This is a genomic window from Acuticoccus mangrovi (assembly GCF_016411865.1).
In the GTDB taxonomy this organism is placed as follows: Bacteria; Pseudomonadota; Alphaproteobacteria; order Rhizobiales; family Amorphaceae; genus Acuticoccus; species Acuticoccus mangrovi.
The window spans coordinates 29,944-48,853 of the sequence record NZ_JAEKJA010000010.1; the positions used below are offsets into that span (position 1 = coordinate 29,944).

Consider the following 18,910-nt stretch of genomic DNA (forward strand, 5'->3'; position numbering starts at 1 on the left):
GAGGGTTGACGTCCGTCAAACGCGGCGGCCCGGCGCGACGTATGGCTGAAGCCTTCCTTGAGGGCGATCAGATGGCGCACAAGCGGATTCTGTTTCATTCGCCGGCCCGCGAGAAGATCCTGCGCGGGGCGACCCAGCTCGCCGATGCGGTGCGCGTGACGCTCGGCCCACGCTCCAAGTCGGTGCTGATCGAGAGGAAGTGGGGCGCGCCGATCGTCTGCAACGACGGTGTGACGATCGCCAAGGAGGTCGAGCTCAAGGACCCGGAGGAGAATCTCGGCGCGCGCATGCTGCGGCAGGCGGCGGAGAAGGCCGGCGAGATGGTGGGCGACGGCACCAGCACCTCCACCGTCCTCACCCATGCGATCTTCGCTGACGGGGTGTGCAACGTGGTGGCCGGCGCCAGCGCCATCGACATCAAGCGCGGGCTCGACCGTGCCACGCGACGGGCGGTCGAAGCGCTCCAGGTGCTGTCGCGTCCGGTGCGCACGCGCCGCGAGAAGGCGCAAGTCGCCACCATCTCGGCGCACAACGATCCGACGATCGGCGAGCTCGTCGCCGACGCGATGAAGAAGGTGGGGGGACGAGGGCGTCGTCTCGACGGAGGAATCGAAGACCACCGAAACCGTCCTCGAAGTGGTCGAGGGCATGCGGTTCGACCGCGGCTTCCTGTCGCGCTACTTCGTGACCGACCCGGAGCAGATGGAAGCGGTGCTCGAAGACGCCGTGGTGCTGGTGTCGGATCAGAAGATCGGCAATCTCCAGGATCTCCTGCCGCTGCTCGAAGAGGTGGCGAAGCTCGACCGGCCCCTCCTGCTGATCGCGGAGGACGTCGAGGGCGAGGCGCTCGCGACGCTGATCGTCAACCAGCTGCGCAGCGCGCTGCGGTGCTGCGCCGTGAAGGCGCCGGGCTTCGGCGATCGCCGCACGGCGATGCTGCAGGACATCGCCATCCTGACGGGCGGCGAGGTGGTCTCCAAGGAGCTCGGCACCAAGCTCGATCAGGCGCGCGTCGACCAGCTCGGCCGGGCGCAGCGCGCCGTGGTCGACAAGGACACCACCACCATCGTCGGTGGCGGCGGCGACCGCACGCTGATCGACGCGCGCACCGCCGAGATCCGCCGCGAGATCGAGACGTCGACGAGCGACTACGATCGTGAGAAGCTGCAGGAGCGGTTGGCCAAGCTCGCCGGCGGGGTCGCCGTGATCAGGGTCGGAGCGCCTTCCGAATCGGAGATGAAGGCGCGGAAGGAAGCGCTCGACGATGCGATCAGCGCCACCAAGGCGGCGGTCGCCGAGGGCATCGTTCCGGGCGGTGGCCTGGCGCTGCTGCGCTCTGTCGCGGCGCTCGCCGACGAGGAGGACAAGTGCGAGGGCGACGAGCGCACCGGCGTCCAGATCCTGAGGCGGGCGCTCGAGGCACCGACGCGCCAGATCGCCGAGAACTCGGCGAGTGACGGCGGGGTGGTGGTCGCTCGGATGCTGGAGGGCAAGGCGAGCGAAGGCTTCGATGCCGGCCGCAAGGTCTATGTCGACCTGATCGAGGCGGGGATCGTGGATCCGACCAAGGTCGTTCGCATCGCGCTCGAGAACGCCGTCTCGGTTGCCAGCGTCCTGCTGCTCACCGAGGCGACCATGACGGAGATACCGGAGGAGTCGACGCCGCGGGCCACCGAGCCCGAACTACAACTATAGCGCCCCAATGACCGGTTGAAGCGCCGGCATGCGAGAATGGCGCAGGAGACCGCCGATGCCCTACGCGACCAACAACGAGCTGCCGCCGTCGGTGCGGCAACACCTTCCACCCCACGCGCAGGACATCTATCGCGCGGCGTTCAACCACGCCTTCGACGTGCGGCTCCGCGAACCGGGAGGCGAAGAGCGGGCGCACCGCGTCGCCTGGGCCGCCGTTAAGCGCTCCTACGTCAAGAGCGGCGAAGCCTGGGTGCAACGCTGATGAGTGAGGACACACCGCCTCCTGACAACGGATTCTTCGGCGCGCTGCGCACGGCGCAGCTGTCGGCGATGGACGAGTGGCGTGGCGCCCAGGCCCGCGCGCTGGACCTCTTCGGCTTCGGCGCTCGCGAGTGCCGCTACGAGGTGGTCGCATCGGGCCCCGGCTGGCGCCTGCGGCGCTATCCCGGAAAGGGGGGCGGGGCTCCGCTCCTGATGGTCCCGGCGCCGATCAAGCGGCCCTACATCTGGGATCTCGCGCCGAGCGTCAGCGCCGTGCGCTTCTGCCGCGACCGCGGCTTCGGCGTCCACCTCATCGAGTGGCTGCCGCCCGAGAAGGGCGACGGGAGCGCCGGCATCGGGGCCTATGCGCACGCGATCATCGAGGCGGGGGAGACGATCGCCGCGGCGCGTGCGGGGAGGAAGCCGTTCGTCCTCGGCCACTCGCTCGGAGGCACCATCGCGGCCATCGCCGCGAGCCTGCGGCCCGAGCTCGCGCAGGGTCTCGTGCTCCTCGGCGCGCCGCTCAGCTTCGGGCGCGGCTCGAGCCGGTTCCGCGATCTCGTGGTCGCGAACGGGCACGGCACGCCCGAGAACGGCACCGTCGCGGGCACCCAGCTGTCGCAGTCCTGCGCGCTCATCTCGCCCGGCACCTTCGTGTGGTCGCGCTGGGTCGACGGCTTCCTCAGCCTCGGCGACCCGGCCGCGATGGACACCCACGTGCGCATCGAGCGCTGGGCGCTCGACGAGGTGCCGCTGCCGGGCCGCCTGGTGCATCAGATCGTCGAGTGGCTCTACCGCGAGAACCGCTACCAGGAGGGCACGCTCGAGCTCGACGGCCGGACGCTCGGGCCGACGGACCTGCGCGTTCCCGTCCTCGGCGTCGTCAACGATGCCGACGAGATCGGCCCGCGCGCGTCCGTCGAGCCCTTCTTCATCCGGATGGACGGCGTCGACACCAGGATCATCGAGCAGCCGGTGGAGATCGGCGTCGGGCTGCAGCATCTCGGCGTCCTCGCGGGTCGCCGGGCGCACGCCGAGACGTGGCCGAAGATCGCCGACTGGATCGCGGCGCACGCTTGACCCGGCCGGCCGCGCGCGATGGGGCGAGCCTCATCGGGGGCACGGCGGGGCGGCATCGGGCCCCTCCGGCACCGGCGCTGCCGACATCCGCCTCGGTGAGGTGGCGGACGTGGTCCTGAGCGCCGGCATCTTGATGTACCGTCGGCGAGATCGCGGCGTCGAGGTGCTCCTCGTCCACCCCGGCGGACCCTATTGGCGGCGCAAGGACGAGGGCGCCTGGTCGATCCCCAAAGGGCTGCCGGAGACGGGCGAAGAGACCGCGGTCGCGGCACGGCGGGAGTTCGAGGAGGAGATCGGCCAGCCCGCCGCCGGGGCGCTCCATTCGCTCGGCACGGTGCGCCAGGCGGGCGGCAAGGTCGTGGAGGCCTTCGCCGTGGCCGGCGACCTCGCGGTGGACGAGATCGCCGGGGGCGGCACCGTCGCCATCGAGTGGCCGCCGCGGAGCGGTGAGGTCCGCTCCTTCCCGGAGGTCGACCGCGCGGCATGGTTCGCGCTCTCAGAGGCGCGCAACAAGCTCCTCGCCGGCCAACGCCCGTTCCTCGATCGCCTAGAGGCGTACCTCAGAGGCTGAGCGCACCCGGCCGCGCCGATATTTCGGCGCAGGGGCCGGCGGAGCCGGGGCCGAAGCGGCGTCGGAGGATCATCCGATCTTGCGATTGATACTTCGCAAATCGTCCTGCGGCCGTCTGCGCCACCATTCCGGCCAAAGTGGCACATCCCCTCAGGAGGACCCATGCTCTTCGCAGACCGCCGGGAGGCCGGGCGCCGGCTCGCCGCGGCGCTCGCCCCATATGAGGGGACGGACACAGTCGTCCTCGCCTTGCCGCGGGGCGGTGTGCCGGTCGCCTACGAAGTCGCCCGAGCGCTCCACCTGCCGCTCGACATCATGCTGGTGCGCAAGCTCGGTGTTCCGGGCCACGAAGAGTTCGCCATGGGGGCGATCGCCGATGGTTGCGTCCAGGTGCTCAATCAGGACGTCGTCGACAGCCTCAGGATCCCGGCGAGCGCGGTCGAGGCGGTCGCGGTGCGCGAGCGCGCCGAGCTCGCCCGGCGCAACAAGCTCTACCGCGCCGGTGCCACCGCGCCGAACCTCGCCGATAAGACCGCCATTCTGGTGGACGACGGCATGGCGACGGGCGCCGACATGCGGGCCGCCGTCGAGGCGGCGCACGCCCAGCATGCCGCGCGCGTCGTCGCCGCCGCCCCCGTCGCCTCCCACGAGGCGCTCACACTGCTGCGGGCGATCGCCGACGAGGTGGTCACGCTCGCGGTACCCGAACCGTTCATCGGCGTTGGTCTCCACTACGATGAGTTCGGCCAGACCCCCGATGCCGATGTGAAGCGGCTCCTTGAGGACGCTCGCGTTCCGCCAACCTGAGGAGCCCAATCGCACGGAGGACGCCCAAATGCACATGCCGGAACGATTGATCGAAGAGATTCGGAGCGAGGCGATCCCGCTCGCCGGGTCGGACGCCGCCTTCGATCGCATCCTCGCCCTCGCCGCCGACGCGAGATTCGTGCTCATCGGCGAGGCGACCCACGGGACGCGCGAGTTCTACGCGATGCGCGCCGAGCTCACCAAGCGCCTCATCACCGAGCACGGCTTTGCCGCCGTCGCCGCCGAAGCCGACTGGCCAGACGCCTACCGCGTCAACCGCTACGTGCGGGGCGAGCCGACGATCGGTGATGCCGACGATGCTCTGCGCGACTTCGAGCGCTTTCCGAACTGGATGTGGCGCAACAAGGTGGTGCGCGACTTCGCGGACTGGCTGCGTCGGCACAACGACGCGATCGCCGAGCCGAGCCGCAAGGCCGGGTTCTACGGCCTCGACCTCTACAGCCTCGAAGCCTCGATCGCGGCGGTGGTCGCCTACCTCGACAAGGTCGACCCGGTGGCGGCCAAGCTCGCCCGCGCCCACTACGGCTGCTTCGACCATCACCATGCGCGCAACCCGCAGCAGTACGGCTACGCGACGATGCTCGGCGTGTCGCCGAGCTGCGAGCGGGAGGTGCTCGCGGAGCTCGTCGCGCTGCGTCGCAATCGGTTCGAGTACATCACCCGCGACGGCTTCGCGGCCGGCGAGGAGTTCTACTGCGCCGAGCAGAACGCCACCGTGGTGTGGAACGCGGAGCAGTACTATCGCACCATGTTCGAAGGGCGCGTCTCGTCCTGGAACCTGCGCGACAATCACATGGTGAGCACGCTCTACGGCCTCGCCGACCACCTCCACCTGCAACGGGGCGAGGCGCCGAAGATCGTCGTGTGGGCGCACAATTCCCACGTGGGCGATGCGCGGGCCACCGAGATGGGCGAGCGCGGGGAGTGCAATATCGGCTCGCTGATCCGCGAGGCGCATGGGCGCAACGCGGTGCTCGTCGGCTTTTCGACCCACCACGGGAGCGTGCGGGCGGCGAGCGAGTGGGACGGGGCGGGGGAGGTGAAGTCGGTCCGCCCGGCGATCGCGGGAAGCTACGAGCAGCTCTTCCACGCGGTCGGTCTGTCGGACTTTCTGATCGTCCTGCGCGACAACGACACGCTCCACCGGCATCTCGACCTCTCGCGCCTCCAGCGGGCGATCGGGGTTCTCTACCTGCCCGAGACGGAGCGCCAGAGCCACTATTTCTTCGCTCAGCTTCCCGACCAGTTCGACGCCCTCGTCCACATCGACGAGACCAGCGCGCTCGACCCGCTGCCGCGGGCTCCGTCCCGCCAGCCGAACGAGGTCTACGAAACCTATCCGACGGGTCTCTAGCCGGTTCGGGCGGCAATCCGAGGGAGGCGGATGTGGACATGGACAGAAGGAGGGCGGTCGCGATCGAGGCCGGCGGCGTGGTGCTGGAGGGGGTGCTGGAGATGCCGGCGCGGGCGAGCGGCATCGTGGTCTTCGCCCACGGCAGCGGCTCCAGTCGGCACAGCCCGCGCAACCAATTGGTGGCGCAGGTGCTGCGCGAGCACGGCATGGGCACGCTCCTCGTCGACCTGCTGTCGCCGGACGAGGAGGAGATCGACCGCCGGACGCGCGAGCTGCGCTTCGACATCCCGCTGCTCGCCTCCCGCCTCGAGGGGATCGGCACGTGGGTGCGCGCCAACGTTGACGGGGACGGGGCGATCCCGCTCGGCTATTTCGGGGCGAGCACGGGTGCGGCCGCGGCTCTCATTGCGGCGGCTGACCAGGGCGACGCGGTCGCCGCGGTGGTCTCGCGCGGCGGGCGGCCGGACCTTGCAGGCGATGCGCTCGGAAGGGTGACGGCGCCGACCCTGTTGATCGTCGGAGGGGACGACGTCGACGTCCTCGCGCTCAATCGCAAGGCGCTCGAGCGGCTGGCGGGGACGTCCCGCCTGCTCGTCGTCCCCGGCGCCACCCACCTCTTCGAGGAGCCGGGCACGCTCGAGGTCGCCGCCGCCGTCGCGGCCGGCTGGTTCGCCGAGGCGTTCGGCCGGCGCCGCGACGCCGCGTGAGCCGGGCGCCGTCGCCTACTGGGCGGCGGGGGCGAAGGCGCCGGTCTTCGCGTCCTGCGCCGGAGCGGGCTTCAGGGCCTTCTTGTATTCCACCAGTACGGAGGCATCGAGCGTCTCGTGGACGAGAAGCTCGTCGGCGGCGCGGTGGAGGAGCTCGCTGTTGCGGCGCAGGATCTCCAGCGTCCGATGGTAGACGTCGTCGATGATCGACCGCACCGCCTCGTCGAGCCGCTCCGACGTCCGCTCGCTGTAGCCGCGGTCGAAGCTCGGCAGGTTGTCCTCGCCGAGGAAGTTGGGACGCTCGCGGTCGTAGCTGACGTTGCCGAGGTCCTCCACCATGCCGTAGCGCGCGGCCATCGAGCGGGCGATGTCGGTGGCCTTCACCAGATCGTCGGCCGCCCCGGTCGAGAGCTGGCCGAAGATCAGCTCCTCCGCGGCGCGTCCGCCCATGAGGACGGCGATCTTGTTCTCGAGCTCGCCGCGGGTCATCAGGAAGCGGTCCTCGGTCGGCCGCTGGATGGTGTAGCCGAGGGCGCCGATGCCGTGCGGGATGATCGAGACCTTGTGCACCTCGTCGACCCCCGGCAGCGCCATCGCGACCAGCGCGTGCCCCATCTCGTGGTAGGCGACGACCTTGCGCTCGCGCGGATTGAGGATGCGGTTGCGCTTCTCGAGCCCCGCCACGATGCGCTCCACGGCGCGGGTGAAATCCTCCAGGCCGACCGCCGAGGCGCGCCGGCGGGTGGCGAGGAGCGCCGCCTCGTTGACGAGGTTCGCAAGGTCCGCCCCGCTGAAGCCGGTGGTGAGGGCGGCGACCTCGTCCACCTTCACGTCGCCCGCGAGCACGATCTTCTTCAGATGCACGTTGAGGATCTGGATACGGCCGGCGCGGTCGGGCCGGTCGACGAGAATCTGCCGGTCGAAGCGGCCGGCGCGCAGCAGCGCCGGGTCGAGGACTTCCGGCCGGTTGGTGGCGGCGAGGAGGACGACGCCGACGCTCGGGTCGAACCCGTCGAGCTCGGACAGGAGCTGGTTGAGCGTCTGCTCGCGCTCGTCGTGGCTGCCGGTGAGCTGGGAGGCGCCGCGGGCGCGGCCGAGCGCGTCCAGTTCGTCGATGAAGATGATGGCGGGCGCCTTCTCCCGCGCCTGCTCGAAGAGGTCGCGCACCCGCGCCGCGCCGACGCCCACGAACATCTCCACGAACTCCGAACCGGAGATCGAGAAGAACGGCACCGCCGCTTCGCCGGCGACGGCTCGGGCGAGCAGCGTCTTGCCCGTGCCCGGCGGGCCGACGAGGAGGATGCCTTTCGGGATGTGCGCGCCGAGCCGGCCATACTCCTTCGGCGCCTTGAGGAACTCGATGATCTCCTTCAGCTCGTCCTTCGCCTCGTCGACGCCCGCGACGTCGTCGAAAGCGACCTTCGTGTCGGTCTCCATGTAGATCCGTGCGCGGCTCTTGCCGACCGACATCAGTCCGCCCATGCCGCCGTTCGCGGCCATCCGGCGGATGAGCAGGATCCAGATCCCGAAGAAGAGCAGCGTCGGCAGCACCCACGACAGGACCGTCGTCAGCAGCGTGTTCTCGGCCTGGCCGGAGAAGGTGATGCCCGACTTGCGAAGCTGCTCGGCGATCGCGGGATCGACCCGGGTCGTCACGAACGAGGTCTTGCCGTCGCGTGGCGAGACGTAGGTGCCGCGGATCGTCTGCGGGCTGACGACGACGTCCTTGATCGCGCCGCCGCCGAGCTCGGTCTCGAACTCGCTGTAGGGGATCGGCTCGACGGTCCGGTACTGGGTCCACAGATCGCGCAGGAACACGATCCCGAGCATCGCGATGACGATATACCAGAAGTGAATCTGGTTGTGGCGCTGCAGCATGGTGCCGACCTCGTCGCCATTGGAGGGAGAACAAGCCTATCTGGCCCGCGGCGAGCGAGGGGGTCTGGCATTGCGCTAGGCCCCCCTCGCTCGCCGCGGGTGTTGTTGCGACGCGTCGAGGCGGTGGGTGCCGGTCGGACCTACTGCCCCGAAAAGAGCGTCTCGATTTCCGTTATAGGCCAGTTTGTCAGGTCGCGGTCCAGTTCCGCGACGACGCATCCGCGAACCGTCTCCGACAGATGGTGGCGCAGGCGGCCGAGCATGCGCGGCGGGGCGACGACGACGACCCGGGTTTGGATGATCTCGGGGGCGAGGTGATCGAGCATCTCGGCGATCTGCGCCGAGAACGCGTCCTCGGCGTCCTCGTGGAGGTCGCGCGCTTCGAACGCCCCGCGGCGCGACCGCGACCCCTTGTCGAAATGGCCGGGTCGCTCGGTACCTTTCTCGTGCGTCGGCGGATTGTCGAGGTTGAGAACCTGCTGGGTCTTGAGGCTCGGGGATGGTACGTCCCCTTCGTTGACGAGGAGCAGCGCCTTGCTTCCGTCTGCGACGACAACGATGTCGCCGTGGCGCAGGTGGACGTCTATCTTTGTCATGGATGAGTTCCTTGTCCTCCAACGCGCGACGGTGGACCCCGCTGCCATGACGCCGTTTGACGAAAGTCATCTCCGCCCTGCGCCGCCAGGGTCCGGAGCGCCGATTTGACGAAGCGCAAGGGACGACGGCCCCACCTCCTTCAAGGACTGCGCGAGGACCGGCACCGGCGTGCACGCTCTCGCGCCGACGCCCTCGCGCGCCTTTGACAACGGGACGCTTCATGGACGGAAACGACTTCCGCAGACCGTGCCTGTCCGTCCGCCACCACATCCCGGGCCGTACCCGCTTCAACGTGGCGGGCTGGCCGGACGACACGGCGCTCGACCGGGCGGCGGACGTCCTGCCGGCGCACGGGATGAGGCTCGGGTCGGCGAACCCGCGGACGGGGTCGCTCCTCGTCCTGCATCGACGTTCCGATGCGCCCGCCGCGATCAAGGCGCTGCTCGAAGACCTCTTCGGCGAGGAGGGGGCACCCGGCGCGACGGGCTCCGACGGCGTCCGGCAGTTCGGCGGGTGCGAGAGCGTCGTTGCGCTCGGCGTCGGCGCGACGCTGGCCGCCGTCGGCAGCGCCACCGGCGGCCTCAGCGAGGCGGAGGTCGAGCGGCGCCTCGCGCGCACCGGCGCCAATGCGCTGCCCCCGTCGCGCGGTCGCTCGCGCGGCGAGATCCTGACGCAGCAGTTCGCGACGATCCCGGTCGCGCTGCTCGCCGGCTCCGCCGTCCTCTCCCTCCTCACCGGCGGCATCCTCGACGCGGTGGTCACGCTCGGCGTCGTGGTGCTCAACGCCGGCATCGGCTTCTCGTCGGAGAATGCGACGGAAGGACTGATCCGGCGGATGTCGCGCCCGGTGGAGCACGACGCCCTCGTCGTGCGCAATGGGGTCTCCCGTCGCTGTTCGGCGCGCGGCATCGTGCGGGGCGACATCGTTCTTCTCGCGCCCGGTGCCTTCGTGCCGGCCGATGCGCGGGTCATCGAGGCGCGCGACCTCTCGGTGGACGAATCCGCCCTCACCGGGGAGAGCCTGCCCACCGTCAAGTCGCCCGGGGCGCTCGCCGCCGGCGATGTCCCGCTCGCCGAGCGCACCAACATCGTGCATGCCGGTACGGTCGTCACCGGCGGGGACGGGCGGGCGGTCGTCGTCGGGACCGGGCGGAACACCGAGATCGCCCGCATCCGCGAGATGATCGGCGCGGCGAAGCCGCCGAAGCCGCATATCGAGCAGAAGCTCGGCGCGCTGACCACCCAGCTCACGCTCGGCTCCGTCGCCATCTGCGGGCTGGTGCTCGGCGTGGGCCTCCTGCGCCGGGAGCCGACTTCGGGGCTCCTGAAGGCGGTGGTGGCCCTCGCCGTCTCCGCCATTCCCGAAGGCCTGCCGGCGGTGGCGACGTCCGTCCTCGCCCTCGGCGCGCGGTCGATGGAGCGGGAGGGCGCGTTCGTGCGCGCGCTGCCGGCGGTCGAGGCGATCGGCTCCGTCGACACGATCTGCCTCGACAAGACCGGAACGCTCACCGAGAACCGGATGGCCGTCGTCACCGCGTGGACGGCGGGGCGGTCCTGGAGCGGAGAGGGGGGACGCTGGGCCGCGAGCGACGACGCCGAGCTCATGGCGCTCGCCGAGGCGGTCTCGCTCTGCAACGAGGCGAGCCTCACCCACGGAACGGGCTCCTCCACCGAGACGGCGCTCCTGCGCTTCGCCGACGCCGTCGGGGTCGATCATCACAAGATGCGCGACGTCGCCCCGCTGACGGCCTCGCGTAACCGCAACCACCTGCGCCGCTGGATGGCGACCGAGCATCGCCGGGCGGGGGAGGCGGAGGTCGCCGTGAAGGGGGCGCCCGACGAGATTTTGGCGCTCTCGGCCACCGAGTTCACCGCTTCGGGCTCGGGGCGGCTCGACGACGTCCGGCGGCACGAGATCCTCACCCTCAACGACGGAATGGCGCGGCGGGGGCTGCGCGTGCTCGGCGTTGCCCGCCGACGCGGCGTGATGGGGGAGGGCGCGCTCGACGATCTCGAATTCCTCGGCCTCGTCGCGCTCGCCGACCCGATCCGCGCCGAAGCGCGCGAGGCGGTCGACGTCTTCCACCATGCGGGCGTGCGCACGGTGATGATCACCGGGGATCAGCCGGCGACGGCGCTCGCCGTCGCCGAGGCTCTGAACCTCTCGCGCACCGGCGTCCTCAAGGTCGTGGAGGGGTCCGAGATCGTCGGCCTCGACGATGCGGCGCTCGGCGAGCTCGCCCTCGCCACCTCGGTGTTCGCCCGCGTCACGCCGGGGGACAAGCTGCGCATCGTGCGGGCGCTGCAGGGCGCCGGCCGATCCGTCGCGATGATCGGCGACGGGGTCAACGACGGGCCGGCGCTGCGCGCGGCGGCGGTGGGCGTCGCGATGGGGGCCGCGAGCACCGACGTCGCCCGCGAGGTGGCCGACATCGTCGTCACCGACAACCTGACCGGGCTCGCGCGCGCCATCGCCCGCGGCCGCACCGCCGAGGACAACGTGCGCGCGGCGATCCGCTATCTCGTCTCCACCAACCTCTCCGAGCTTCTGGTGATGCTGGTGGAATCGCTGCATGGGCGCGGCGAGATGGAGACGCCGCTGGAGCTCCTGTGGCTGAACCTTGCCACCGACGTGATGCCCTCGCTCGGCCTGGCGCTCGCCGAGCCGCGCGGCGACGTGATGCTGCGGCCGCCGCGCCCGACCTCCGCGGGCCTCTTCGACACCGGCGAGGTCGGCGAGGTCGCCCTCGACGCGGCCGGCCTCGCGACCTCCGCCCTCGCGGCGCACTTCACGATGCTGGCGCGCGCCGGCATCGGGCCGCGCGTGCGCACGGCGACGTTCCTCACCCTCGCCTTGGGGCAGATCGTCCACGGGCTCGTTCTGCGCGATCGGTCGCGCACGGGCGGCGCCGCGGCGCGGCTGTCGGAGCGCCGGCTGGAGGCGATGCTCGCCGCGGCCGCCGGCGTTCTCGCGGTGCCGTTCGTCGTGCCGGGTCTCGGACGGGTGCTCGGGATCGGGCGCCTCACCGGCGGCGAGCTCGCCCTGTCGCTCGGGCTTACGGCGACGGCGTTCGCGGTTGCCGAGGCGCGTCACTCCCGGGCTCGGCCGGAGCGGACGCCGTCTTCATCAACGCAAGCGTCGCCGCCTGCCCGAATATCGTGAGGGCGGGGCCGAAAGCGCGGCCGCGCGCGAGCTGCACGAGGCCGGCCGCGACGAGGCCCGCGAAGGTCGTGCCCGACAGATCGGCCCGGCCGGCGGTGACGCGGGTGATGAAGCGATCCGCCTCGGCGAGCCGCGCCTTGGCGGTGCCGATGGGGTCGACCGGTGCCGCCGGCTCGTCGGGCAGAAGCTCCAGGAGGCCCGCCTCGGAGAGTTCGGCGAGAACGTGCTCGAGCGGCCCGTCGTGGTGGAGGATGAGGCTTCCGGTGCGCGCCCGCACGTCGACGCCGCGCACCGCCGGGATCGCCGCAGCGTCGGCCGCGATCACGTCGAGATCGTCCTTCGCGGGCACGGGGGCGGCCAGCGAGATCCGCGCACGTCCGCCGACGGCGTGACGCAGCCGGCCGCGCGCCGGATCAGGCCGCGGCTGCCGCACCACGCGCCTCGCTCTCGCCCGGCGCATGCGCCGAAGGCTCCTCCGAGGAGTCGGCCGCCGCCTTCTCCTCGCTCATCTCGAACACCACTTCGGCGACGAGATCCTCGACCTCTTCGCCCACCTTCGCCGCGGCGAGGCGTGCGGCGGCGTAGCCGTCGATCCCGGCCCGCAGCGCGGACTTCGCGGCAGGCCGCGTCGCCCGCCATATCGACGGACCGAACAACGTCGCGCCGACGCCCACCGCGACGCCGATCCCGAGGAGCATGCCTCCTCGAACGAGGTTTGACGCCATCTGTCAGTCTCCCACCTGTCGTTTGGGTCGGCTCGGAGCCGCACTCCTCGTTTCGTTTCGACCGGCATCGCACCGTCCGCTCGGCCGACGCATGGCGCGACCGGCGAGGATCGGCAACCCCGCGCGGGTCGTCCCGCCGCCCGCTAGGCCGACGCCATCTGGGCCCGCACCCACGCGACGATCCGGCTCGCCTCCTGCGCGCCCGCGCTCTGCGCGACCACGCGGCCGCGATGGATCAGGAACAGCGCCGGGATCCCCCTCACGCCGAGCTCGGCGGCGATGCGGGGCTCCTCGTCGGAGTTGAGCTTCAGAAGGCGCACGTCCGGCTCGAGCTCCGTCACGGCGCGCTCGAACATCGGCGCCATCGCCCGGCAGGGGCCGCACCACGGCGCCCAGACGTCGACGAGGATCGGAATGTCGTTGTTGCGGCGATGCCGGTCGAACGCGGCAGCGTCGACCGCGGCGGGATGACCGTCGAACAGCGGGCGGTGGCACGCCCCGCAACGTGCCGCGCTCATCGGCCGGTCGACGGGCACGCGGTTGGTCTTGGTGCAATGCGGGCAGACGATCTGTCGGGTCGCTCGTGTGGCAGCGGTCATGGCTCAGGCGATATCCTCGAGCTTGCGGATACCGAGACGGTCGAGGCCGAGCCGCTTCCTCTCGGGGGATCCGACGCGAACGGTCGTCTCACGGGCGACGCCGGCCCAGTCTACACGCCCAGGGTCCCCAGAACAGCGGACATAGTGCGGCATGATCACCGTATCGTGACGATTGTCGCACCAGCGCGGAACTCTCTACCCCCATCGTGAAACGCTTCGCCGCATCGCCTATGAAGGATGATCCGTGGGCCTCCGAGGCGGGTTGACGAACGTCAATCGGGCGAGGGGGCGAGACCGCAATCTCTTGCGGTAAGAAAGGGTGGGAGGCCTCGATGGCTCGAATCAAGACAATTCTCGTGCTGGTCGCTCAGGGGGAGGAGGGGGGCGAACTCCTCTCCGAGGCGGCTGCACTCGCCGTGGCGCGCGAGGCGCACCTCGTGGCGCTGACGGTCGGCCTGGAGCCGACGCCGGCCTATTCCGGCCTCCCCGACATCCCGATGGACGGCTACTTCATGGACCTCGAAACGGTCCGCCAGGAGCTCAAGGACACCGTGGCGTGGATGAACGAGCGCCTCGCTCCCACCGGCGCCTCCTTCGAGGTTCGCGGGATCATCGCAACGGCGGGGGCGGCCGGCGTCGCCGTCGCCCGCCAGGCCCGCTATGCGGACCTCGTGATCCTGCCGCGGGCCGACAGTGACGGAAATTGGCACCAGCTCGTCGACGCGGCACTGTTCGAGAGCGGCCGGCCGGTGATCCTGTGGCCGCGCGGGGCGTCGCTGGACAAGATCGGCGCCCGGGTTCTGATCGCGTGGGATGCGGGCGCGGAGGCGGCGCGCGCCGTCGGCGGCGGCCTCGACATCATCGCGGGAGCGGAGGACGTGCGCGTCGTCACGATCGACCCGCGCGTCGGAGCGGACAGCCATGGCGAGGAGCCCGGCGCCGACCTTGCGACGATGCTCGCCCGCCACGGCCTGCCGGTGACGGTGGACGCCATCCCGCGGGAGAACCGCTCGGTGGCCGAAGCGATCCTCCATCACGCGAAGGGCATGGGTGCCGACGTCATCGTCGCCGGCGCCTACGGCCATTCGCGCCTCGGCGAGATCATCCTCGGCGGTCCGACGCGAGATCTGATGGACGCGACCGACCGACCCCTCCTGATGGCCCACTAGAGAGCGGCGACCGTTCGCCGAGCGCCATGCGCTCGGCGGGGCTCGACGCGGCGGCCGCTCAGGCCGTCGCGCGCAGGTCCGTGGCCTTCTTCTCGCTCTCCGCGGCCGCGACCGCCTTCTTGACCGCAATGAAGCTGTCGGGGGTGACGGAGATGGAATCGATCCCTTCGCCGACCAGGAAGGCGGCGAACTCGGGATGGTCGCTCGGCGCCTGGCCGCACAGGCCGACGACGGCGCCGGCCGCGTGCGCCTCGCGGATCACGGTGGAGATCATCCACTTCACCGCGGCGTCGTTCTCGTCGAAGAGGTCGGAGAGGATGTCGGAGTCGCGGTCGACGCCGAGGGTGAGCTGGGTGAGGTCGTTCGAGCCGATCGAGAAGCCGTCGAAGCGCTCGGCGAACGCCTTGGCGAGAACGACGTTGGAGGGGATCTCCGCCATGACGAAGACCTCGAGTCCGTCCTCGCCGCGGCGCAGGCCGTGCTCGGCCATCACGGCGAGGACCTTGTCGGCCTCGGCGATCGAGCGGCAGAACGGGATCATCACCGCGACGTTGGTGAAGCCGAGCTCGCGCCGCAGCATGGCGATGGCGCGGCATTCGAGCGCGAACGCCTCGCGATAGGCGTCGGCGGCGTAGCGTGAGGCGCCGCGGAAGCCGAGCATCGGGTTCTCCTCCTTCGGCTCGAACTCCGCGCCGCCGACGAGGCCGGCATATTCGTTGGTCTTGAAGTCGCTGAAGCGGATGAGGCAGCGCTTGGGATGCACCACGGCCGCGATCCGGCCGAGCCCGCGCGCCAGACGCTCGACGAAGTAGTCGCCGCGATCCTCGTAGCCTTCCGTCAGCGCCTCGATCTCGGCGCGGGCGGCGGCGTCGTGGATCGCGTCGAAGCGGACGAGCGCCATCGGATGCACCCGGATCTGGTTCGCGATCACGAACTCCATGCGCGCGAGGCCGACCCCGTCGGCCGGCAGACGCCACCAGCGGAAGGCGGCGCCGGGGTTGGCGAGGTTCACCATCACCTTCGTCTCCGTCTCGGGAAGGTCGGACAGGGTGACCGTCTCGGCCGAGAACGTCGCCGTGCCGTCGTAGACTGACCCGATGTCGCCTTCGGCGCACGAGAGGGTCACCGTCTGGCCGGTGTGGAGGTGCTCGGTCGCGTCGCCCGTGCCGACGATCGCCGGCACCCCGAGCTCGCGGCTCACGATGGCCGCATGGGAGGTGCGCCCGCCGTGGTCGGTGATGATCGCTGCCGCCCGCTTCATCACCGGCACCCAGTCGGGGTCCGTCGTCCGGGTGACGAGGATCGCCCCGTCGACGAACTTGTCCTCGTCGGCGACGTCCTCGATCAGGCACACCTCGCCCGCGACCACGGCGTCGCCGATCGCAAGGCCGGTGAGGAGCGTCGCCCCCTTCTCACCGATGTGGTAGCTGCGCAGCGCCGAGGTGTGCTCCTGCGAGCGCACCGTCTCCGGCCGCGCCTGGACGATGTAGAGCCCGCCGTTGCCGCCGTCCTTCGCCCACTCGATGTCCATCGGGCAGCCATAGTGCTCCTCGATGATCACCGCCCAGCGCGCCAGCGTCAGGATGTCGGCGTCGGAGAGGACGAAGCTCTTCTGCTCGCGCTTCGAGGTCGGCACGGTGCGCGTGCGCTCGGCGCCGGTGCCGTAGATCATCTTGATCGTCTTCGCGCCGCGCCGCTTCTCGATGATCGGCGACAGCGCCGGATCGGCGAGGGCGGGCTTGAAGACGACGAACTCGTCCGGGTCGACCGCCCCCTGCACGACGGTCTCGCCGAGCCCCCATGCGGCGTTGATGACGACGACGCGGTCGAACCCCGATTCGGGGTCGATGGTGAACATCACGCCCGAGCCGCCGATGTCGGTGCGCACCATCAGCTGGACGCCGACCGAGAGGGCCACGGCGAGATGGTCGAAGCCCTTCGCGTCCCGGTAGGCGATCGCGCGGTCGGTGAAGAGGGAGGCGAAGCAGCGCTTGACCGCGTCGAGCAGCGCCTCGGGTCCGGCGATGTTGAGGAAGGTCTCCTGCTGGCCGGCGAAGCTCGCGTCGGCGAGGTCTTCGGCCGTCGCGCTGGAGCGGACCGCAACGGACACGTCGGACCGGCCGACCTTCTGGCAGAGGTCGGCGTAGGCCCCGGTGATCGCCTCGGCGAGGTCGGCCGGCCAGGTGGCGTCGGTGATCGCCCGGCGGATCTCGCGCGCCGCCTCGGGCAGCGAGGTGCGCTCGCGTGCGAGATCGTCGAGGTGCTGGCCGATCGGCGCTTCGAGGCCGTTCGCCGCGATGAAGGCGCGGTAGGCCGAGGCCGACGTCGCGAAGCCCGGCGGCACGGCGATTCCCTTGCTGCCGAGCTCGGCGATCATCTCGCCGAGCGAGGCGTTCTTGCCGCCGACCTCGCCGACGTCGCCGCGGCGCGCCTTCTCAAGCCATATGATCGTGTCGGTGCTCATTCCGGCTCCCCTCGTTTCTTGCGGCAGGACAGGTCGCGCCCACGCTCCATCGTTGCTGACGATCTCGGCGACAGCTTGACGACGGTCAATGATTTAGCAGCGGGACGCGCCGCAGACGTCGGGGGTGCGCGGCTATGCCGCCCGTCCGGGGTGTCGCAGCTCGGGCGTCAGGGGCGGTGGGGCCGGTCTCAGTGGACGGGCGGGCGCCGGTTCTCGGTCGTGGTCATCTCGTTCGGGGGATAGCGGGTGCAGCGGGCTTCGCTGCAGGCGCACAGGCGGCCACGGGCCGCGCCGTCGCCGTCCTCCTCGGCGAGCGCGAGAAGGGTCGCCCGTTTGCGGATCGTGACGGTGTCGGTCCGCCGCAGGGCGATGATGCCGAGGACCTTGAGGCGGGTCATTGCGCGGCTGACCGTCTCGATCGTCAGGCCGAGAAGGTCGCCCATCTCGCCGCGGCTCAGCGGAAGTACGAACGTGTCGTCGCTGTCGGCGGCGCGATTCGAAAAGTCGATGAGGCACGCGGCAACGCGGCCGATCGCCGTGCGACTGCCGATCACCATCAAGAGATTGCTCGTGCGCCTCAGCTCCGATGTCAGCGCCCGCATCATCTGTCGGGCGAGGGTGGGATCATTGTCGAGCAGCCGGTCGAGCGTCGCCCGCGACACGGCCCGCGCCGAAGTCGGGCGCACCGCGACCGCGCTCACGCCGTAGGTCACGTTGTAGCCGATGCCGACGAGTTCGCCCTGGAAGCGGATGCCGTGGATCTGTCGACAGCCGTCGCGCGCGGTCCTGTAGATCACGACCGCGCCACTTTCTATAGTGAATATAGCCGATACGGGATCGCCCTCGTGGAAGAGGTGTTCCTGGCTGTCCCACCGCAGCGTCGACGCAGGCACTGGCCACAACGCTTCGGGCAGTGCAGGGCTTGCGACGGACGTTGCGAACATGTTGGCCTCCTGCGAGGGGTAAGGTTTTTGGCGCTATCATGCATTTGAAGCAGGCCCACGTCGCAACGATTTGTCTGATGCGTGGCAACTTTGTTGCGTACATATGTTATTGGTTAAATATGCTCGGTAGGGAGCAAGATTGCTCAGATGACACCGATCCGGATCATGGTTGTCGATGATGACGCGAGGGTTCGCTCACTGATCCGCCGGTCACTGGAGCCGGAGGGCTTCGAGGTGGACGAGGCGGCCGACGAGTCCGAGCTCGAAGCCCGGTTGATCGCGTGCGACTACGACCTCATCACGCTGGACCTCAATCTGCCCGGCACCGACGGGCTGGAGATCACGCGGCGGCTGCGACGACGGACCGACACGCCGATCATCATGGTGACGGGGAAGGGCGACGTGATCGACCGCATCGTCGGCCTGGAGGTCGGCGCCGACGACTATGTCGCCAAGCCCTTCCATGTGCGCGAGCTTCTGGCGCGGGTGCGGACGGTGCTTCGCCGCGTCTCGCTACGCGCGTCGTCGTCCGCGTCCGACAGCCTCGGCGGCGAGGAGGAGATGGGCTATGTGGTTGCCGGCCTCAAGCTCGTCCCCTCCGCCCGGCTGCTTCTCGATGCCGAGGGCGAGCCGATCGCGCTGACGCGCGGCGAGTTCGACATCCTCGCCGCCTTGATCCGCGCCAACGGCCGCGCGCTGTCGCGCGAGGCGCTGATCGACGCGCGCGGCGACGATGCCGACGCCTTCGACAGGGCGATCGACAGCACCATCGCGAGGCTCCGCAAGAAGCTGCCGCCCGGCACCATCAGCACGGTGCGCGAGGTCGGCTACCGGATCGCCTTTCCGGTGCGACTGATCACTATGGCGACCTAGGG

At 70.5% G+C, this 18,910-nt stretch carries 16 protein-coding genes and 1 pseudogene; 10 read left to right on the plus strand and 7 right to left on the minus strand.

The genetic code is table 11. From position 1 onward, the window contains the following. Window positions 1–71 precede the first annotated feature (71 nt). From groL to JCR33_RS12855, 7 genes and pseudogenes are all read left to right on the plus strand, one after another. A pseudogene (gene groL / locus JCR33_RS12825) lies at window positions 72–1,695 on the plus strand (chaperonin GroEL). A 55-nt stretch (window positions 1,696–1,750) separates the two neighbouring features. Beyond that, window positions 1,751–1,957 carry a ChaB family protein gene (locus JCR33_RS12830; RefSeq protein WP_198882488.1) on the plus strand — a complete coding sequence of 69 codons (207 nt, stop codon included), beginning with the start codon at window positions 1,751–1,753 and terminating at the stop codon, window positions 1,955–1,957. Continuing rightward, on the plus strand, window positions 1,957–3,036 hold the full coding sequence (locus JCR33_RS12835; RefSeq protein WP_198882489.1) for an alpha/beta fold hydrolase: 1,080 nt from the start codon (window positions 1,957–1,959) through the stop codon (window positions 3,034–3,036). The genes JCR33_RS12830 and JCR33_RS12835 overlap by 1 nt, the downstream gene beginning before the upstream one ends. Window positions 3,037–3,145: 109 nt before the next feature. After that, entirely contained in the window at window positions 3,146–3,607 is a 462-nt protein-coding gene (locus tag JCR33_RS12840) for an NUDIX domain-containing protein (RefSeq protein ID WP_332461181.1), read from the plus strand. A 162-nt stretch (window positions 3,608–3,769) separates the two neighbouring features. Continuing rightward, entirely contained in the window at window positions 3,770–4,414 is a 645-nt protein-coding gene (locus JCR33_RS25005) for a phosphoribosyltransferase (protein WP_198882491.1), read from the plus strand. Window positions 4,415–4,448: 34 nt separating this feature from the next. Beyond that, window positions 4,449–5,789, plus strand: a complete 1,341-nt coding sequence (locus JCR33_RS12850; RefSeq protein WP_198882492.1) for an erythromycin esterase family protein — start codon at window positions 4,449–4,451, stop codon at window positions 5,787–5,789. Between the two features lie 38 nt (window positions 5,790–5,827). Then, a complete protein-coding gene (locus JCR33_RS12855; RefSeq protein ID WP_198882493.1) occupies window positions 5,828–6,496 on the plus strand; it encodes a dienelactone hydrolase family protein in 669 nt (222 codons plus the stop codon). Window positions 6,497–6,511: 15 nt separating this feature from the next. Here JCR33_RS12855 and ftsH read toward each other — a convergent pair whose 3' ends face one another. Then, on the minus strand, window positions 6,512–8,371 hold the full coding sequence (gene ftsH / locus JCR33_RS12860; RefSeq protein WP_198882678.1) for an ATP-dependent zinc metalloprotease FtsH: 1,860 nt from the start codon (window positions 8,369–8,371) through the stop codon (window positions 6,512–6,514). A 143-nt stretch (window positions 8,372–8,514) separates the two neighbouring features. After that, the gene (locus JCR33_RS12865) at window positions 8,515–8,970 is read right to left on the minus strand and encodes a baeRF12 domain-containing protein (protein WP_198882494.1); all 456 of its coding nucleotides are present in this window, start codon (window positions 8,968–8,970) and stop codon (window positions 8,515–8,517) included. 221 nt (window positions 8,971–9,191) lie between these two features. On the opposite strand from JCR33_RS12865, the gene JCR33_RS12870 reads away from it, so the two are divergent. Next, window positions 9,192–12,134 carry a cation-translocating P-type ATPase gene (locus tag JCR33_RS12870; RefSeq protein WP_198882495.1) on the plus strand — a complete coding sequence of 981 codons (2,943 nt, stop codon included), beginning with the start codon at window positions 9,192–9,194 and terminating at the stop codon, window positions 12,132–12,134. Here the strand turns inward: JCR33_RS12870 and JCR33_RS12875 are convergent. From JCR33_RS12875 to JCR33_RS12885, 3 genes are all read right to left on the minus strand, one after another. Next, complete coding sequence (locus JCR33_RS12875) at window positions 12,028–12,567, minus strand: hypothetical protein (protein WP_198882496.1); 540 nt, start codon at window positions 12,565–12,567, stop codon at window positions 12,028–12,030. The genes JCR33_RS12870 and JCR33_RS12875 overlap by 107 nt on opposite strands. Continuing rightward, window positions 12,548–12,832, minus strand: a complete 285-nt coding sequence (locus JCR33_RS12880; protein ID WP_198882497.1) for a DUF5132 domain-containing protein — start codon at window positions 12,830–12,832, stop codon at window positions 12,548–12,550. Before JCR33_RS12880 ends, JCR33_RS12875 begins: the two co-directional genes overlap by 20 nt. Before the next feature lie 170 nt (window positions 12,833–13,002). Next, window positions 13,003–13,458 (minus strand): thioredoxin domain-containing protein, encoded by a 456-nt coding sequence (locus JCR33_RS12885; RefSeq protein WP_198882498.1) that lies wholly within the window; start codon window positions 13,456–13,458, stop codon window positions 13,003–13,005. Between the two features lie 332 nt (window positions 13,459–13,790). Here JCR33_RS12885 and JCR33_RS12890 point away from each other — a divergent pair, with 332 nt between their 5' ends. Next, complete coding sequence (locus JCR33_RS12890) at window positions 13,791–14,627, plus strand: universal stress protein (protein ID WP_198882499.1); 837 nt, start codon at window positions 13,791–13,793, stop codon at window positions 14,625–14,627. Window positions 14,628–14,685: 58 nt separating this feature from the next. Here JCR33_RS12890 and ppsA read toward each other — a convergent pair whose 3' ends face one another. After that, window positions 14,686–17,091 carry a phosphoenolpyruvate synthase gene (gene ppsA, locus JCR33_RS12895; RefSeq protein WP_198882500.1) on the minus strand — a complete coding sequence of 802 codons (2,406 nt, stop codon included), beginning with the start codon at window positions 17,089–17,091 and terminating at the stop codon, window positions 14,686–14,688. A gap of 188 nt (window positions 17,092–17,279) precedes the next feature. Next, the gene (locus JCR33_RS12900; RefSeq protein WP_198882501.1) at window positions 17,280–18,035 is read right to left on the minus strand and encodes a Crp/Fnr family transcriptional regulator; all 756 of its coding nucleotides are present in this window, start codon (window positions 18,033–18,035) and stop codon (window positions 17,280–17,282) included. Window positions 18,036–18,200: 165 nt separating this feature from the next. Here JCR33_RS12900 and JCR33_RS12905 point away from each other — a divergent pair, with 165 nt between their 5' ends. After that, window positions 18,201–18,908, plus strand: a complete 708-nt coding sequence (locus JCR33_RS12905; RefSeq protein WP_198882502.1) for a response regulator — start codon at window positions 18,201–18,203, stop codon at window positions 18,906–18,908. Window positions 18,909–18,910 lie beyond the last annotated feature (2 nt).

Bases quoted from the DNA above. Each gene is read 5' to 3' on its own strand.
- JCR33_RS12835 (WP_198882489.1), top strand. From the start codon at position 1,957: ATGAGTGAGGACACACCGCCTCCTGACAACGGATTCTTCGGCGCGCTG.
- JCR33_RS12880 (WP_198882497.1), bottom strand. From the start codon at position 12,832: ATGCTCCTCGGGATCGGCGTCGCGGTGGGCGTCGGCGCGACGTTGTTC.
- JCR33_RS12855 (WP_198882493.1), top strand. From the start codon at position 5,828: ATGGACAGAAGGAGGGCGGTCGCGATCGAGGCCGGCGGCGTGGTGCTG.
- JCR33_RS12830 (WP_198882488.1), top strand. From the start codon at position 1,751: ATGCCCTACGCGACCAACAACGAGCTGCCGCCGTCGGTGCGGCAACAC.
- JCR33_RS12865 (WP_198882494.1), bottom strand. From the start codon at position 8,970: ATGACAAAGATAGACGTCCACCTGCGCCACGGCGACATCGTTGTCGTC.
- JCR33_RS12900 (WP_198882501.1), bottom strand. From the start codon at position 18,035: ATGTTCGCAACGTCCGTCGCAAGCCCTGCACTGCCCGAAGCGTTGTGG.
- JCR33_RS12885 (WP_198882498.1), bottom strand. From the start codon at position 13,458: ATGACCGCTGCCACACGAGCGACCCGACAGATCGTCTGCCCGCATTGC.
- JCR33_RS12905 (WP_198882502.1), top strand. From the start codon at position 18,201: ATGGTTGTCGATGATGACGCGAGGGTTCGCTCACTGATCCGCCGGTCA.
- JCR33_RS25005 (WP_198882491.1), top strand. From the start codon at position 3,770: ATGCTCTTCGCAGACCGCCGGGAGGCCGGGCGCCGGCTCGCCGCGGCG.
- JCR33_RS12850 (WP_198882492.1), top strand. From the start codon at position 4,449: ATGCCGGAACGATTGATCGAAGAGATTCGGAGCGAGGCGATCCCGCTC.
- JCR33_RS12870 (WP_198882495.1), top strand. From the start codon at position 9,192: ATGGACGGAAACGACTTCCGCAGACCGTGCCTGTCCGTCCGCCACCAC.
- ppsA (WP_198882500.1), bottom strand. From the start codon at position 17,091: ATGAGCACCGACACGATCATATGGCTTGAGAAGGCGCGCCGCGGCGAC.
- JCR33_RS12890 (WP_198882499.1), top strand. From the start codon at position 13,791: ATGGCTCGAATCAAGACAATTCTCGTGCTGGTCGCTCAGGGGGAGGAG.